The following is a 14834-nucleotide window of genomic DNA, read 5'->3' on the forward strand; positions in this document are numbered from 1 at the left end:
AATTTGACCAGGAACGATGTCGATATGATCAGCAAGCAGGACCAACGGCTGCTTTTACATCTGCGCCAGAATGCCCGTTGCAGTGTCTCGGACCTGGCCAGGGCACTGGATCTGTCGCGCTCAACGGTGCAGAACCGTATTGCAAAGCTCGAAGCGAGCGGCGTGATTCGCGGGTATTCCGTTGAGCTTGGGGGCGAGTACACGGCAAGCCAGGTGGAGGCCCATGTGTCGATCAAGGTTTTCCAGAAGCTGACGGCTCGAACAAACGCGGCCCTGGAACAGATTAGCCAGGTATCCCAACTGTATTCTGTCAGCGGTGAGTACGACCTGATTGCCATTGTCCAGGCCCAGTCCCTGGAAGAACTGAGCGCTGTTCTGGATGAGATCGGTAATCTTGAGGGCGTGGAGCGAACCAATTCGGCAGTGGTTCTGGAGACGCGTTTCCGGCGTTAATACGTTCTTCCCGCCCGTTTACGATTATGCGTCGGTGGGTTCGTTCAGTAACGAGGGTTTTTTCAGGGCCTTGGCGAACAGGTCCTTTTCCTCAGCAATGGCGAGAGCCGCCTTTTCCGCCATGGCTTCATCCAGGCCGTCTACCCGCGCCTGCAGAAACTGGGTGATTTCCTCGGCCAGCTCCAGGACTTTGTCCCGGGCATCGGCTTCGGCTTTGGACGAGAAGAGCATTGTGTCGGGGTGTTTCAGTGCCATCTTCAGTCCATCCCTCTCCGAGTAATACAGCGCTTGTACGGCCATGACTTTCTCCAGTGTGTTCCCGCACGGTGTCGTGTCTGGTGGGGTTCATTGAATCTGCGGTGAGTATACTCAAGGTATCTGTATATGTATACAGTGTTTTGGTCCGCCTGCGTGGCAGATGTCGGGCGGGGAAATGTGATAGTGTCTTAGGCCGACGATGACCAGACCTACCATCAAGGAAACGATACGTTATGCACGACCGACCCATGGCCCGCTCGGACCGAACGCCTTTTCAGCTTGCAAGCCTGGTCTTGCTGGCCATGCTGCTCACGGGCTGCGGGATTAACAACATTCCAACGTATGACGAGCAGGTGAAGTCGGCATGGGCGCAGGTGGAAAACCAGTACCAGCGGCGTGCGGATCTGGTGCCGAACCTCGTTGAAACGGTGAAGGGTTTTGCGGATCAGGAACAGGAAACCCTGACGGCGGTCACCGAAGCCCGCTCAAAGGCCACCTCTATTCAGGTCGACGAAAGCATTCTTAATAACCCAGAAAAACTGAAACAGTTCCAACAGGTGCAGGGTGAGCTCAGCAGTGCGCTTAGCCGCCTGATGGCGGTTTCCGAACGCTATCCGGATCTGAAGTCAAACCAGAACTTCCTAGCGTTGCAGTCGCAACTGGAGGGTACGGAGAACCGTATCTCGGTTGCAAGGCGTGACTTTATCCAGGCGGTTGAACGCTACAACACCGAAATCCGGACTTTCCCGGGCCGTCTCTGGCACAGCATGCTTTACAGCGACCTTGAGCTGCGGGCCAACTTCGAGGCCACCACCCCCGATGCCCAGGAAGCGCCACAGGTGGAGTTCTGATGCCGGTTCGCTTCCACCCCGTTATCGTTCTTCTGGCGTTGATTGTGCTGTGCCAGGCCAGTGCCCATGCGCAGTCCACTCCTGATTTCCCTGAACTGACCGGTCGCGTGGTGGATCAGGCCGACATGTTGCCCGCCAAAGTTGAACGTCGCCTAAGCCAGATGCTGGAGGCCCACGAGCAATCAACGACCGAACAGGTGGTTGTGGTGACATTGCCGGATCTCCAGGGCTATGCCATTGAAGACTTTGGCTACCAGTTGGGTCGTCACTGGGGCATTGGCCAGGAAGGTGAAGACAACGGTGCGCTGCTGATGGTTGCCAAGGAAGAGCGGCGGATTCGCATCGAGGTTGGCTACGGCCTCGAAGGTCGTCTGACCGACGCCACATCCGCCACCATCATCAACCAGATCATTACCCCGGCGTTCAGGCAGGGTGATTTCGCCACCGGCATTGCCAACGGTGCTGCGGCCATGGTTCAGGTATTGGGTGGTGAGCCACTTGCGGTGCCTAAGTCCAGGCGCTCCACGGTCGAGGATGACCGGCCCCATCCGGCATTAGGCATCCTGTTTTTCGTCATTGTGTTGATTGCGTTCTTCAGGGGTGGCGTCGGCGGGGGCCGTGGTGGCCGCAGTGCACTGCTGGCCGGTGCACTCGCTGGTGGTCTTGGTGGAGGTCGCGGCGGCGGTTTTGGCGGTGGTGGTTTCAGCGGCGGAGGCGGTGGCTTCGGCGGTGGCGGTGCCTCCGGTGGTTGGTAGCACCGGCGCTTCAACGTGAGTAGACAGCGAACCTATTGATTCAGCAACACCGGAACGAACATGACGTTACTAACAGACAGTGAGCAACAACAGGTGGCTGCGGCCATCACAGAGGTGGAGCGTGAGACCGACGCGGAGCTGGTAACGGTGCTCGCCGCAGCCTCCGATGATTATTCGTATATACCCCTGCTCTGGGCCGGGGTTATTGCACTACTGGTGCCCGGAGCGATCAATTACTTTACCGGTTCGCTGGGCGCGGACTGGTTGCTGGTGGTCCAGTGGGTAACCTTTATCGTGTTATGCCTGTTGTTTCGGTTTCCGGGTGTGGGGCACCATCTGGTTCCCAGGGCTGTTCGCTTCTGGCGGGCTTCCAACATGGCCCGGCGGCAATTTCTGGAGCAGGATCTTCATCACACCGAGGGCGGCGTTGGCATGCTGATTTTCGTGTCGGAAGCGGAACACTATGTTGAAATCCTGGTGGATCAGGGCATTGCCGATAAGGTCAGCGACGGGGTTTGGGAAGATATTGTCGGCACCTTTACCAATCAGGTTCGCAGTGGCGACACCCTGGCCGGCTTTCTCGGTTGCATCGAAAGTTGCGGCCAGCACCTGCGGGAGCAGTTGCCCGCAACCCGCGAGAAAAACGAATTGCCTAATCATCTGGTGCTAATACCGAAACATTCTTGATGCCTGCCGTCGGTGTCGGCAGTTTTTGAAAGAACCGGCCCGGATGGCGAACCGGCCTGAGGCATCAGGCCGGCTTGATCGCATAGCCCTGTTTCGGGAAGTGGACATGGACCTGCCCGACACGCGCGTGGGAACGCTCCAGAATCAGGGTTTGCTCATCGGCGAACACCAGGCGTCCTGCGACCGGGTCGCGCCCGTAGTCATCGGGTGCGACTTCGACATTCTTGCCTGTTAAATCATTATCACCGGCAGACTCAATGGCTCTTGGCGTTTCATTGCGGGCAATGTCCAATGCCTGGTCGGCGGTGATCTCCCTATGTTTGCCGTGTCCGAAGGCTTTCATTCGCTCAAGCCATGCTGCCACCTTGGGAGTGTCCCGCAGCCAGGGCTTGCCCGCCAGATCGCAGACAAACCACAGACCATGGTAGGCCGAAAAATCCGCGATGCAGGGGGTGTCACCAAACAGGAAGTCTTTCTCCAGCATCGACTCCATGGTTTCGATGTGCGCCATAACCTTGGCTTTTGCCTGCGGCCCTCGTACTGCTTTCACGCGGGACCTTGTGCCCATGGTGATGCGGTCGTTGAGGAAGCGTAAGGTGTTCAGCAGCGACGTGTCGCGGATCAGTTTCCGCAACAGACGGCCATCGCTGGCGGCAATCACGCAGGCAAGAAACACCTCAAGGTCCGTGGTTCGCACGAAGTCGATGACTGCTTGCGGCTGGTTGGCCAGGCTCAGTTCCGGTTTTCCACTCAGACGCGCGATTTCGTCAGCGATGGCGCGGCTGTCGCAGAATACATCGGCACCACTCTGGGCCACGGGAACCTTGCGATAACCGCCAGCCAGCGCAGAAAGCATAGGCCGGGGCGGCATCTCCCGGACAATAACGGACTGCCAGGATAGGCCGGCGTAGCCCAGCATGACCCGAACCTTCTCGGAAAAAGGCGACATGGCGTAGTGGTACAGAGTGAACTCTTGCATGGGGTAACCCATCCTTATTTGGCAATGTTATCTGGCGCGATCCGGGAGGTTACCCTGCAATCCCGTTGGGTGAAAGGCCGGGAGTTGTCCGTGTGGGCCAGCCGGCCCGTCACCTTCGTCCAGGCTTGAGGAAACCGGAAATACAGGTACTATGCTTTAGTTGCCTAAAAATAACGTCCGAGAAGACGACAACAATAAGGAGCCCTTGATGGCTGCAGACAGCAACAAGCAAACGTCCCTCCATTGCCTGTACTACTGGGCAAAGCAAACGCCCGACAAGGTATACCTGACCCAGCCCTTTCCAGATGGCACCACCGAAGACATTACCTGGAAACAGGCCGCCGACCAGGTGTCCCGAATGTCGGCTCACCTGGCAATCATGGGCTTGCCGGAACGCAGCAATGTCGCCATTCTGGGCAAGAACAGCGCGCACTGGATCCTGTCAGACCTTGCCATTTGGGCTGCCGGCCACGTTTCAGTTCCGCTATACCCGACGCTCAATGGTGACACCGCAGCCTATGTGCTGGAGCACAGCGAAGCAAAACTGCTGTTCCTGGGGAAGTTGGACGGCAAGGCGGATGGCTGGAACGATATCAAGGGTCATATTCCCGGGGACATGCCGGTTATCTCTTTGCCGATGTCACCCCGGGACGACACGCCGAAGTGGCTGGACATTATCGCCCAGCAGCAGCCGGCAGAGCCCAGTTTGCCGGACCCTGATGACCTGGCCACCCTGGTTTATACGTCTGGAAGCACCGGTCGCCCTAAAGGCGTTATGCACAGTTTTCGCACCATGATTTCCGTCGCCGATGGGCTGCAGCAGATATTCCCGGTCACCCAGGATGAAAGAATGCTTTCCTATCTGCCCCTTGCCCACGTTGCTGAACGTGCGGCCGTGGAAACCCAGTCGCTTTATTACGGGTTCCACCTGTATTTTGCCAATTCCCTGGACACCTTCCAGGAAGATTTGCAGCGGGCCCGGCCGACCCTGTTCTTCTCGGTGCCCAGGCTGTGGATGAAGTTCTATCTGGCCATTAACAGCAAGTTGCCGCCGAAGAAGCAGAAGGTGCTGTTCAATATTCCGGTACTGAACAAGCTGGTGAAGAAGAAGGTATTGAAGCAGTTGGGTCTGGATCACTGCCGTGCGGCCCTGACAGGGGCGGCACCGCTCTCGGGCGAAATTATTGCCTGGTACCGGAACCTTGGGCTGGAACTGCTGGAGGTGTATGGGATGTCGGAGAACTTCGGCTATTCTCACGCCAACCGCCCGGGCCGGGCCAAAGTGGGTACCGTGGGTGTCACCAATCCTGGTGCGGAGCATCGTCTGGCTGAGAATGGCGAAGTGCAGGTGAAGAGCCCCGGCCAGATGCTGGGCTACTATAAAAACGAAGAAAAGACCCGCGAGGACGTTACCGAGGACGGCTTCCTTAAAACCGGGGATATGGGAGAGATCGACAGCGAGGGGTATCTGCGCATCACTGGCCGTGTCAAGGATCTGTTCAAAACCTCCAAGGGCAAGTATGTGGTGCCAGTGCCCATTGAAAGCCGCTTTAATCATCCCAAGGCAGAGGTTGTGTGTGTGGCGGGAGCCAATCAACCTCAGCCCTGCCTGATGGTCCTGTTATCCGAAGAAGCACGGGAAGCGCTGGAAGCCGGTGGCAGTCGTGATGAGCTGGAGAGGGAGCTGGCAGCGGAGCTGGACGCCGTTAACAGTGAGTGCGAGGCTCATGAGAAGCTGGCGTTCGTGGTCGTGGTGAAAGAACCCTGGACCATGGAAAACGGCATGCTCACACCCACCATGAAGATCAAGCGGAATGTGATCGAGGACTTCTATAACCGCAAAATGGACGAGTGGTTTGGCAAGAAGCAAAAGGTGATCTGGGAGTTCTGATCCCAAAACGAAAACACCGGTGGGCCTGGATATCCTGGCCCGCCGGTGTTTTCGAAATCTGTCTTCCCTTACTTTCCCCTACAGGGATGGGCTTAGTGCTCGCCCTGCATCATCTGGGGCATCTCCGGCGACGCGGTTGCTGCCCTCTTTCTCAAGGAACTCATTTTCCGACTGATAACCTGTACCGCCTGCTTTGCAGCTGCACGGGTATGCTGGCGCCTGACCTCAGTACTGTTGTGGAGGATACTTGACGGCAGTGGGTGTACGGTTGCGATATGGTCTTGAGTCATAGCGCCTTCCTCCTTATCTGGTGGATTAAAAATATTGGTTAGCTGACTATATAAACAAGTGTACGGCTTCGTATTTGCAGTTTAAATACGTTAAACTCCGTACTCATGTTGCAAATGTGCAGTGTCTATGGATTGGGATTATCTTCGATATATACATGCCCTGGCAATAGGGGGAACCCTTGCCAAAGCCGGTGAGATGCTGGGCGTTCACCAGACCACGGTGCTTCGCCGCCTGGACCAGATGGAAGAGCAGATGGGCGTTCAGTTTTTCGAGCGCAATCGGGATGGTCTGCAACTCACACCCGTGGGTGAAACCGCGTTCCGCGAAGCCGAAAGGCTGGCCGCCGATATGGAAAATCTTGAACGGCAGTTGGTCGGGCGGGATTCTGCGCCCGTCGGCAAGGTCCGGTTGGCGGCGACCGACACCATGGTGAATGCCCTTATCGGTCCGATGATTGCGGAGCTCGTCCGGGAGTATCCGGACATCGAACTGGAAGTGCTCACCGACAACGATGTGCTGAACCTAAGCCACCGCGAGGCAGACCTGACGCTGCGGCCGGTAAATAAACCCCAGGCCACACTGGAAGGGGAGCGCATTGGCACAATTGAGTCGGCCATCTACGGAGCTGCCAGCTACCGTAAGCGCCATGCCGACCTGGATCTTGAACATTCGCCGGAGCAGGCACTCTGGATTCTGCCGGATGAGAGCTTCAGCCACCTGGCAGCGGGGCGGTGGTATCGCAAGCACTTGAAGAACGCGTCGTCCATCATCCGCTGCAACAGTCTCCAGGCCATGCATGCCCTGGCGCGGGCAGGGGCAGGGCTGGCGGCGTTGCCCTGCTACCTGGGCGACAGCACGGAGGAGCTAGCGCGTCTGTCGGAGCCACTCGAAGGCGAGGGCGTTGACCTGTGGCTGATGGTGAACCACGACACGCAACAAATGGCACGGGTACGGATTGTGATGGAGTTCCTGACCGCCAGGCTGACCCAACTGACACCCCAGGTGGAAGGCGGGAGCTGACGCCGAATCATTATCCGGGCTTACCAGTCACCACAGAAGGGCCAGAACTGGTAGAAACGCCAGCACTGGAATTCCTCCTCACAGGTCTGGAGTTGGCGGTCATAGCGGAATGCCCGGTTCTGGACCCGAGTGGCCAATGACCTTACCTCCGGCTTGGCGAGGTAGCTCTGTCGCTGGTAGCCGGTTCTGCCTTCGTGGTAGGCGAGGTAAAGTTTCTCGGGGCTGGTGAGAGGAATGCCCACTTCTCTCTGGGTCAGGTGGTTATACCAACCCACGAAATCGAGTGCGTATTTCATGTTGGTTCGTACCACGGACAGACCGTCTCCGTTTGCGGCCAGGTACTCGGCCCACGCCGGGTCGAGCGCCTGGGCGTAGCCGTAGGCGGATGTTGGCCGGCGCCAGGGAATGAACCCCAGCAGGCGGGTCCGTGGTGGACGGGCGTGGCTGCGATACGACGATTCGTAGTAAACAAAAGCCAACTGCGTTGCAATCGGAGTGCCCCAGCGCTCCTTCGAACGGCTGGCATAGTCGTACCATACCGGATGCTCACGGAAAATCTCACAGACGTCGTCCGGGTTTGCCGGTGGGTCTGGCTCCAACAGACTGAAACGCATGATGGCGACAATGGTGATTGCCAACCCCAAGCCCAGCGTTGGCAAGCCATACCACCGCATTCGGGACTTCCAGATTTTCACCCGGTTGCTTTTAAGCCGGCTAAGTCGTCTGTTTTTCGGTCGATTACGGCGTTTCTTCATGGGCGGGACCGGGCCCTGTCACTCCACACTACAAAATGGTCATCTGTTACTGGCCAGCTTTGCTTGCAGCTTCAGCCGGCTCCATGGCATAACGAGATTCTCGTTACCAGAGGATACTAGATTCATGCGCGCACTATCCCAAGTTAAACCGGCATTACTTTTTCTTTTGCTGGTCTGCGGTTCTGCCACCGCAAGCCCACTGGCGGACTCGGTGCTCCGGGTGTCGCCCATTGATGAGGTTGTCGCCCAGTACCCGGCGATGATGAGCCAGGGCATCCGCCAGGGCCTGAAACAAAGCGGACGGGTTGAGCCGTTTGTTGCCAACACCATCAGCAGCGTTGTGAGTAATGCGTTCAGCGTTGCCGAGATTCGCGCGCGGCTGGTCGAGGATCTGGATCAGGGGCTCAGCGAGGGGCAGTTGAACTCGGTACTGGCGTGGTATGAAACACCGCTGGCAGAGAAAATTTCCCGGGCCGAGGTGGCCGCCTCGAACCCTGACTCGTGGAAGCAGGTGGAAGCCAATGCGGCGGCGCTGCAGGCGGAATACAAGGGCAGCGAAAGGGCCAAACTGTTCACACGCTTTGACCGGGCCGCCCGTGCAACGGAGAGTGCCGTGGACACCACCGTCGCCGTGCAGTTGGGGTTGGCCTCTGCCATGGCGGCGTTCAACGGTAGCAAGGGCCCGACCTTCGAACAGCTTCAGCAAAAAATCGAGAATCAACGTGGCATGTTGCGGGGTATGGTCGCCCAGCAGGTTTACGATGGCTACCTCTACACCTATCAGGATCTGAGCCCTTCCGAGTTGAAGGCGTACATTGAGTTCCTCGAAAGTGATGCCGGCTCGGCATTCACCCGCACAGTCACCAACAGCGTTCAACGCTCGATCACAGAACCGGTGGAATCCATCGGCAACCAGTTGGTGCGCTTTTTTAATCCGCGTTGACACCGCCAAAGATTGAAAAGCCTCTGTTTTGGGTCCAGTCTCCAGTAGTAACTTTCCACAGCGGAGACGGCCCCATGGATTTCAATGCCTACCAGCAAACCCTGGCCACCGAACTCAGGGGCCGGGAATGCCCCTTTCCCGAGGCGGAGTACCAACAGCGTCTCAAACACGTTCGCGCCAAAATGCTTGCGGGGGGGCTCGGAGCCGTGCTGTTAACCGACCCGTCCGACCTGTTTTATCTGACCGGTTACAGTACCTTTGAAGTGTCCGTTCATGTTGCCCTGGTGGTCACGGCCGACACGCTTACCCTTCAGGTGCCCTCGATCGAAACCGGTCCCGCCATGGTGACGACCCGGGTAGATCAGGTTATCGGTTACCGTTGGGAAGGTGTAGGCGATGTGTTGGATCCCCTGTCTCACGCGCTGACCGGGCACGGCGGTAAGGTCGGCGTTGATTACTGGCATGGCTCCCTCCGCCAGGGGGTCCTGGAGGGGCTCAAACAGCGACTTCCGGATACGCCGTTTGTCGATGCGTCCGGCCTGCTGAAAAGCATCCGTATCGTGAAATCACCGGCGGAGATTGACTGCCTGCGGCAGAGTGCCCGTATTACGGGGCAGGGTATCGAAGCCGCGGCTGCGGCCATTCGCCCCGGTATGACCGACAACGACATCGCAGCCGTCGGTGCCGAAAGCCTTCTGGCGGGCGGCAGTGAATTCATGAGCATGCAGCCTATCGTAACGGTCGGGCTGCGCAGCAGTGTCATCCACACCAATCACAAGCGCTGCCGGATCGAAGACGGCGATACGGTGTTCCTCGAGTTTGGTGCTGCCTGGCAACGTTACACGGCACCGATGATGCGTACGCTGGTGGCGGGTCAGCCGTCGGCCAGGATGCGGGCCGTTTTTGACGGTTGTCGTCGCGTGGTGGATACCCTCAAGACATCCATGGTGCCGGGTCAAACTTTCGATTCCGCCGCCAGGGCTGCGGAGCAGGTTATGGCCCCACTGGCCAGTGAGGTGTTTTTCTCCGGGGTGTTTGGCTACACGGTGGGGGCACAGTTTCCCCCCTCATGGGTGGAAGGGTCCGGTTTTATCGCCCGGGGAGAGTCGACGGTGTTCCAGCCGGGGATGGTGTTCCACCTGCCCATATGCCTGAGGATTCCGGGGCAATGGGGCATGGGTTGCAGCGATACGGTACTAGTGGGTGAGTATGGCGGCGAAGCGCTGACGGCCAATCCCTGGCGGCTGAACTGATCAATCGCCTCCCGGTGGACGATGACCCTCATTCCAGTCGAATTTCACGCAGGTAGAGTGTCTTGGGCTCCGGTAGTGCAACCGTGAAAAGGATCAGCCGTCTGATGGCCTGCATGTTCATTGACCGGCCTTTGGGGGCTGACCTGATCCTGTCGAGGCCCAGTTCGAATCGGTTGGGGCCGGGGGCCAGGGTGAGGCGGGTATTGAAGCGGTCATTGTAGTTGTTGTCGCCCAGATCATGCTCCATATCGTTGATTCTTAGTACCATTGGCAATGGGTGGTCCTGAGGGTTGTGCAAGTCGATGATGAGGTGGTCATAGTCGCGCCAGTCGTCGGGTAAATTGTGGAGAGAAACTCCGGAATAACGCGCTGTGGACAGGGATATCCTGAGTGCGCGGTTATGGGCGTCCATGGCATGGTCGGTTACTGGCTCTATGACGCCATCCCAGAATGGCGAGGGATCTGGCTGACTGAAGTCGTAGAGTGCAGGCGGCAGTTGACTGACGTGGTACTGCTGAATGGCGACCTTTGCCGTGGCGCCGATCTCTGCAGCCAGTAGCGCAGCCACAATGAGCCTCAGGGGCAAGGCTAAAGGCCTTGTTTGCCGGATGAGCGAGGCATGTGGCCGCACGGCCAGGATGGTCCACACGCCTATCTGGTTGCGGAGGATATCGTGCCAGTCCATCTGTCTGCTGGTTCCGTGTTGGAGCAGTTCGATGCCAGTGCCCAGCATGAGTACGACAAGGGTGCCAATGCCCCAGAGAAACCAGCCCGTCCAGATCCGCCAGGGCTGAATGGCGAGCGTCAGCAGAGCAAAAAACAGGATGTGCCCGAGATTCCAGGCTGATTTGAACAACGGCCCATCGGACCAACCGGGGCCGCCGACAAAAAACAGAGGTGCAATCAGAATCATGCCCGCAAACGCCAGATACCGGAGTATCCGGGTGTTGCGGGCAGGCCGGTACGCCGGCAGGTTTAAGGCCATCAGCTCCGGCTGGTCACTTCCAGAAGGTGGTAGCCGAACTGGGTTTTCACCGGGCCGAGCACCTTGTTCACTTCGCCACTGAAAACCACCTTATCGAATTCCGGAACCATCTGGCCCGGGCCGAAAGCGCCCAAGTCGCCGCCGTTGCGGCCAGAGGGGCAGGAAGAATGTTGCTTCGCTACTTCCGCGAAATCCTGGCCGCCTTCAATGGCTTTCTTCAGTTCTTCGCACTTTGCTTCGCTGTCTACAAGGATGTGACGCGCGGTTGCCTGAGTCATGGTGTGGTTTCCTTTTTTCGATTGAGGATCATGTTGCGATGACCGAGGGTGAAATGCTGCCCGCACTGGGCCGTTGAGGCAAGCGCTTTTTATCCGTGTTTCTGCTGTCTCACGGTTTCGGCCACAAACCTGTACAATGCCGGCTTTTCTTTCACCGGTCCGTGCCCGGTCCTCACTCTTATAGTAGGTCTATTCTTGATATCCACCGCGAACATTACCATGCAGTTCGGGGCCAAACCCCTTTTCGAAAACGTGTCCGTCAAATTTGGCAATGGCAATCGCTACGGCCTTATCGGCGCCAACGGCTGCGGCAAGTCCACGTTCATGAAAATTCTCGGTGGTGACCTGGAGCCGTCAGCCGGTCAGGTCATGGTGGACCAGAACCAGCGGTTGGGTAAGCTGCGTCAGGACCAGTTTGCCTATGAGGACTGCTCGGTGATTGATACGGTCATTATGGGCCACGAAGAGCTCTGGCGTGTAAAAGCCGAGCGGGATCGCATCTACTCGCTCGCAGAGATGAGTGAGGAAGACGGCATGGCCGTGGCGGACCTGGAGGTGCAGTTTGCCGAGATGGACGGTTATACCGCCGATGCCCGCGCTGGCGAACTGCTGCTGGGCCTGGATATACCCCTGGAACAGCACAACGGCCCCATGAGCGCTGTTGCACCAGGCTGGAAACTGCGGGTTCTGCTGGCCCAGGCATTGTTCTCCGACCCCGATATCCTGTTGCTGGACGAGCCCACCAACCACCTGGATATCAATACCATCCGCTGGCTGGAAAATATCCTGGTGGCCCGCAACAGCACCATGATCATTATTTCCCACGACCGCCACTTCCTGAACAGCGTGTGTACCCACATGGCGGACCTGGATTATGGCGAACTTCGGCTGTTCCCGGGCAACTACGACGAATACATGACCGCTGCCACCCAGGCCCGTGAGCGCATGCTGTCGGATAACGCCAAGAAGAAAGCCCAGATCGCCGAGTTGCAGCAGTTTGTCAGTCGTTTTTCCGCCAACGCTTCCAAGGCCAAGCAGGCGACCTCCCGCGCTCGTCAGATCGACAAGATCCAGTTGGAGGAGGTCAAACCGTCCAGTCGGGTAAGTCCGTTCATCCGGTTTGAGCAAACCAAGAAGCTGCATCGCCAGGCGGTAACGCTAAAGGAGTTCACCAAGGGCTTCGATGGCAGGCCGCTGTTCGACAGAATGAATCTGCAGATCGAAGCGGGGGAACGGGTGGCCATCATCGGGCCCAACGGCATTGGCAAAACCACACTGATGCAGTGCATGGCCGGCGCCATGGCGCCTGACAGCGGTGATGTTAAGTGGACCGACAGTGCCCAGGTTGGCTATTACGCCCAGGACCACGGCGCCGACTTTGATGAGGACATGGATCTGACCGAGTGGATGTCGCAATGGACCACTGGCGGAGAACAACTGGTTCGGGGAACCCTCGGCCGCATGCTGTTTTCAGGGGATGATATCGGTAAATCGGTGAAGGTTATTTCGGGTGGTGAGCAGGGCCGCATGCTGTTCGGCAAACTGATCCTGGAAAAGCCCAACGTCATGCTGATGGACGAGCCCACCAACCACCTGGACATGGAATCCATCGAGGCCCTGAACCTGGCGCTGGAAAATTACCCGGGCACGCTGGTGTTTGTCAGCCATGACCGGGAGTTTGTGTCATCCCTTGCCACTCGAATTATTGAACTGAAGGCCGACGGCATAACCGACTTCAGCGGTAGTTACGACGACTACCTGCGAAGCCAGGGTTACGTCTGATCGCTTTCGTCCAGACGGGCCAGCAGGCTATTGATGGCTCCCGCAAACTCAACCGGTGAGTCCTCCTGAAGGAAATGTCCGCCGGTGAGGGTGGTGTGGGGCTGGCCCGTTGCGCCGGGAATTCTCTCCTGCATATAACGGTCGCCGCCCCGGGTGATTGGGTCGCCGTTGCTGAAAGTGGTCAGGAACGGCTTCTTCCACTGCTCCAGAACCTTCCAGGCCTCGCGATTCGATTCGCTGGCAGGATCGTCCGGCGTTACCGGCACCAGCTTCGGGAAGGCGCGTGCACCGGCCTTATACTTCTTGTTGGGAAACGGCGCATCGTAGGCACGGCGTTCGTCGGGGCCGAGCGTGCGGAAGCTTCCAGTATTGATAATGCGGGCAATGGGAAACCAGGGGCTGTATAGGGCGAAGTTCTTCCACAGCTGGAACGCTTTGGGCACGGGCTGGTCGCCAGTAGGCAGCATCCCATTGCCCACGACGATGGCACGGAACCGCTCCGGATTTTCCGCCGCCAGTCTCAGGCCGAGAAGAGATCCCCAGTCCTGGCATACGAGGGTGATGTCTTGCAGGTCGGTCTGTTCCAGAAACGCCTGCATCCAGTCCATGTGGCTCTGATAACTGTACGCGTTGATGTCCGTGGGTTTGTCGGATTTACCAAAACCGATCAGGTCCGGCGCTATCACCCGGTGCCCTGCGGCTGCGCAAATGGGAATCATATGGCGGTAGAGGTACGACCAGGAAGGCTCGCCGTGCATCATCAGCACCGGGCTGGCGTCGGAGGGGCCTTCATCGACGTAGTGCATGCGCAGTCCGCCCACCTCTAGATAATGTGGTGCAAAAGGATAATCCAGCAGGCGTTCAAATCGTTTGTCAGGTGTTCGCAGCGCGTTCATCGTGTTCTCCGGCATCCGTCACGGAATTATTGTAAGCTTGCTTAACGTATCACGACTTGCACGGGCTGTGTCGGTCTTTTTCGGTACTTTGGCAGCATTTTCGCCACCCTTTCCCTTTTTTTAGCGTATGGGAGTTTCAACTTGGAGTGTAATACGGTTCTGGCCGTCACGCAGCGCTGGGTGTCGGAGGTGGTCATTGGTCTCAATCTGTGTCCATTTGCTCGCCGGGAGTTGGTGAGCGGGCGCATTCGCTTTGTGGCTACGGATGCCAACTCTGAAGAGGCTCTGCTTATCGCACTACAGGAGGAACTGACGCATCTGAATCAGCATCCGGAGGTTGAGACAACGCTGCTTGTGCATCCCGAAGTGCTGACGGACTTCATGGCATACAATGACTTTCTTGCTTCAGCCGAGGGCCTCATCGAGCATCTGGAGTTGGACGGTATCTACCAGTTGGCCAGTTTCCATCCCGACTACCAGTTTGGCGGCACCCAGCCGGACGACGCCGAAAACTACACCAATCGCTCTCCCTATCCGATGTTGCATCTGTTGAGGGAGGACAGCCTTGAACGAGCCATTGCCAGCTACCCGGGAACGGAATCGATACCGGAGCGGAATATCGAGCTGATGAACCGCCTGGGTGTCGAACACATGCGCAGAATCGGCAAACTGTTATGGTCAAAAAATCGCACTTCTGAATCTGTTTCCCTTTCCAAACGCTGAGTAGGATAAGTCATCATCAATGACAAACAGGGAG

At 57.7% G+C, this 14834-nt stretch carries 17 protein-coding genes; 10 read left to right on the top strand and 7 right to left on the bottom strand.

Going from position 1 to position 14834, the window contains the following annotated elements:
• Window positions 1-24: 24 nt before the first annotated feature.
• Window positions 25-453 (top strand): Lrp/AsnC family transcriptional regulator, encoded by a 429-nt coding sequence (locus tag AC13D2_RS15880; protein WP_300492785.1) that lies wholly within the window; start codon window positions 25-27, stop codon window positions 451-453.
• A 24-nt stretch (window positions 454-477) separates the two neighbouring features.
• Here AC13D2_RS15880 and AC13D2_RS15885 read toward each other — a convergent pair whose 3' ends face one another.
• Window positions 478-753 carry a YebG family protein gene (locus AC13D2_RS15885; protein WP_482938905.1) on the bottom strand — a complete coding sequence of 92 codons (276 nt, stop codon included), beginning with the start codon at window positions 751-753 and terminating at the stop codon, window positions 478-480.
• A gap of 191 nt (window positions 754-944) precedes the next feature.
• Between AC13D2_RS15885 and AC13D2_RS15890 the strand changes: the two genes are divergently transcribed.
• The 3 genes from AC13D2_RS15890 to AC13D2_RS15900 are packed head-to-tail and all read left to right on the top strand — an operon-like array spanning window position 945 to window position 3004.
• Window positions 945-1562 carry a LemA family protein gene (locus tag AC13D2_RS15890; RefSeq protein WP_482938906.1) on the top strand — a complete coding sequence of 206 codons (618 nt, stop codon included), beginning with the start codon at window positions 945-947 and terminating at the stop codon, window positions 1560-1562.
• The gene (locus AC13D2_RS15895; protein WP_482938907.1) at window positions 1562-2317 is read left to right on the top strand and encodes a TPM domain-containing protein; all 756 of its coding nucleotides are present in this window, start codon (window positions 1562-1564) and stop codon (window positions 2315-2317) included. The genes AC13D2_RS15890 and AC13D2_RS15895 overlap by 1 nt, the downstream gene beginning before the upstream one ends.
• Window positions 2318-2377: 60 nt before the next feature.
• A complete protein-coding gene (locus AC13D2_RS15900) occupies window positions 2378-3004 on the top strand; it encodes a TPM domain-containing protein (protein ID WP_292049834.1) in 627 nt (208 codons plus the stop codon).
• A 64-nt stretch (window positions 3005-3068) separates the two neighbouring features.
• Here the strand turns inward: AC13D2_RS15900 and AC13D2_RS15905 are convergent, their stop codons facing one another.
• Window positions 3069-3983: a glutathione S-transferase family protein gene (locus AC13D2_RS15905; RefSeq protein ID WP_292049833.1), complete on the bottom strand. Its 915-nt coding sequence runs from the start codon at window positions 3981-3983 to the stop codon at window positions 3069-3071.
• Between the two features lie 208 nt (window positions 3984-4191).
• Here AC13D2_RS15905 and AC13D2_RS15910 point away from each other — a divergent pair, with 208 nt between their 5' ends.
• Entirely contained in the window at window positions 4192-5874 is a 1683-nt protein-coding gene (locus tag AC13D2_RS15910; protein WP_300492779.1) for an AMP-binding protein, read from the top strand.
• A gap of 92 nt (window positions 5875-5966) precedes the next feature.
• On the opposite strand, the gene AC13D2_RS15915 is transcribed toward AC13D2_RS15910, so the two are convergent.
• The gene (locus tag AC13D2_RS15915) at window positions 5967-6164 is read right to left on the bottom strand and encodes a hypothetical protein (RefSeq protein WP_300492777.1); all 198 of its coding nucleotides are present in this window, start codon (window positions 6162-6164) and stop codon (window positions 5967-5969) included.
• A gap of 127 nt (window positions 6165-6291) precedes the next feature.
• On the opposite strand from AC13D2_RS15915, the gene AC13D2_RS15920 reads away from it, so the two are divergent.
• Window positions 6292-7185 carry a LysR family transcriptional regulator gene (locus AC13D2_RS15920; protein ID WP_300492775.1) on the top strand — a complete coding sequence of 298 codons (894 nt, stop codon included), beginning with the start codon at window positions 6292-6294 and terminating at the stop codon, window positions 7183-7185.
• Between the two features lie 20 nt (window positions 7186-7205).
• Here AC13D2_RS15920 and AC13D2_RS15925 read toward each other — a convergent pair whose 3' ends face one another.
• A complete protein-coding gene (locus AC13D2_RS15925; protein WP_482938908.1) occupies window positions 7206-7940 on the bottom strand; it encodes a transglycosylase SLT domain-containing protein in 735 nt (244 codons plus the stop codon).
• 124 nt (window positions 7941-8064) lie between these two features.
• On the opposite strand from AC13D2_RS15925, the gene AC13D2_RS15930 reads away from it, so the two are divergent.
• Both AC13D2_RS15930 and AC13D2_RS15935 read left to right on the top strand, forming a co-directional pair.
• Window positions 8065-8883, top strand: a complete 819-nt coding sequence (locus AC13D2_RS15930) for a DUF2059 domain-containing protein (RefSeq protein WP_300492771.1) — start codon at window positions 8065-8067, stop codon at window positions 8881-8883.
• Window positions 8884-8957: 74 nt separating this feature from the next.
• Window positions 8958-10136, top strand: a complete 1179-nt coding sequence (locus tag AC13D2_RS15935) for a M24 family metallopeptidase (protein ID WP_300492769.1) — start codon at window positions 8958-8960, stop codon at window positions 10134-10136.
• 28 nt (window positions 10137-10164) lie between these two features.
• Here AC13D2_RS15935 and AC13D2_RS15940 read toward each other — a convergent pair whose 3' ends face one another.
• Together AC13D2_RS15940 and AC13D2_RS15945 are read right to left on the bottom strand one after the other, a co-directional pair.
• Window positions 10165-11121, bottom strand: a complete 957-nt coding sequence (locus tag AC13D2_RS15940) for a succinyl-CoA synthetase subunit beta (RefSeq protein WP_292049828.1) — start codon at window positions 11119-11121, stop codon at window positions 10165-10167.
• Window positions 11121-11399 (bottom strand): peptidylprolyl isomerase, encoded by a 279-nt coding sequence (locus AC13D2_RS15945; RefSeq protein WP_036209475.1) that lies wholly within the window; start codon window positions 11397-11399, stop codon window positions 11121-11123. The genes AC13D2_RS15940 and AC13D2_RS15945 overlap by 1 nt, the downstream gene beginning before the upstream one ends.
• 195 nt (window positions 11400-11594) lie before the next feature.
• On the opposite strand from AC13D2_RS15945, the gene AC13D2_RS15950 reads away from it, so the two are divergent.
• Window positions 11595-13181: an ABC-F family ATPase gene (locus AC13D2_RS15950; RefSeq protein ID WP_292049827.1), complete on the top strand. Its 1587-nt coding sequence runs from the start codon at window positions 11595-11597 to the stop codon at window positions 13179-13181.
• Here the strand turns inward: AC13D2_RS15950 and AC13D2_RS15955 are convergent.
• Entirely contained in the window at window positions 13172-14077 is a 906-nt protein-coding gene (locus AC13D2_RS15955) for a haloalkane dehalogenase (protein WP_300492765.1), read from the bottom strand. The two genes, AC13D2_RS15950 and AC13D2_RS15955, sit on opposite strands and share 10 nt — an antisense overlap.
• A gap of 141 nt (window positions 14078-14218) precedes the next feature.
• Here AC13D2_RS15955 and AC13D2_RS15960 point away from each other — a divergent pair, with 141 nt between their 5' ends.
• On the top strand, window positions 14219-14800 hold the full coding sequence (locus AC13D2_RS15960) for a DUF1415 domain-containing protein (RefSeq protein WP_300492763.1): 582 nt from the start codon (window positions 14219-14221) through the stop codon (window positions 14798-14800).
• The last annotated feature ends 34 nt before the right edge of the window (window positions 14801-14834 follow it).

The organism is Marinobacter sp. B-12 (genome assembly GCF_056857915.1).

What these genes read in the sequence shown, in the direction of transcription:
- AC13D2_RS15880 (WP_300492785.1), top strand. Translation starts at nt 25, where the DNA reads ATGATCAGCAAGCAGGACCAACGGCTGCTTTTACATCTGCGCCAGAAT.
- AC13D2_RS15885 (WP_482938905.1), bottom strand. Translation starts at nt 753, where the DNA reads ATGGCCGTACAAGCGCTGTATTACTCGGAGAGGGATGGACTGAAGATG.
- AC13D2_RS15890 (WP_482938906.1), top strand. Translation starts at nt 945, where the DNA reads ATGCACGACCGACCCATGGCCCGCTCGGACCGAACGCCTTTTCAGCTT.
- AC13D2_RS15895 (WP_482938907.1), top strand. Translation starts at nt 1,562, where the DNA reads ATGCCGGTTCGCTTCCACCCCGTTATCGTTCTTCTGGCGTTGATTGTG.
- AC13D2_RS15900 (WP_292049834.1), top strand. Translation starts at nt 2,378, where the DNA reads ATGACGTTACTAACAGACAGTGAGCAACAACAGGTGGCTGCGGCCATC.
- AC13D2_RS15905 (WP_292049833.1), bottom strand. Translation starts at nt 3,983, where the DNA reads ATGCAAGAGTTCACTCTGTACCACTACGCCATGTCGCCTTTTTCCGAG.
- AC13D2_RS15910 (WP_300492779.1), top strand. Translation starts at nt 4,192, where the DNA reads ATGGCTGCAGACAGCAACAAGCAAACGTCCCTCCATTGCCTGTACTAC.
- AC13D2_RS15915 (WP_300492777.1), bottom strand. Translation starts at nt 6,164, where the DNA reads ATGACTCAAGACCATATCGCAACCGTACACCCACTGCCGTCAAGTATC.
- AC13D2_RS15920 (WP_300492775.1), top strand. Translation starts at nt 6,292, where the DNA reads ATGGATTGGGATTATCTTCGATATATACATGCCCTGGCAATAGGGGGA.
- AC13D2_RS15925 (WP_482938908.1), bottom strand. Translation starts at nt 7,940, where the DNA reads ATGAAGAAACGCCGTAATCGACCGAAAAACAGACGACTTAGCCGGCTT.
- AC13D2_RS15930 (WP_300492771.1), top strand. Translation starts at nt 8,065, where the DNA reads ATGCGCGCACTATCCCAAGTTAAACCGGCATTACTTTTTCTTTTGCTG.
- AC13D2_RS15935 (WP_300492769.1), top strand. Translation starts at nt 8,958, where the DNA reads ATGGATTTCAATGCCTACCAGCAAACCCTGGCCACCGAACTCAGGGGC.
- AC13D2_RS15940 (WP_292049828.1), bottom strand. Translation starts at nt 11,121, where the DNA reads ATGGCCTTAAACCTGCCGGCGTACCGGCCTGCCCGCAACACCCGGATA.
- AC13D2_RS15945 (WP_036209475.1), bottom strand. Translation starts at nt 11,399, where the DNA reads ATGACTCAGGCAACCGCGCGTCACATCCTTGTAGACAGCGAAGCAAAG.
- AC13D2_RS15955 (WP_300492765.1), bottom strand. Translation starts at nt 14,077, where the DNA reads ATGAACGCGCTGCGAACACCTGACAAACGATTTGAACGCCTGCTGGAT.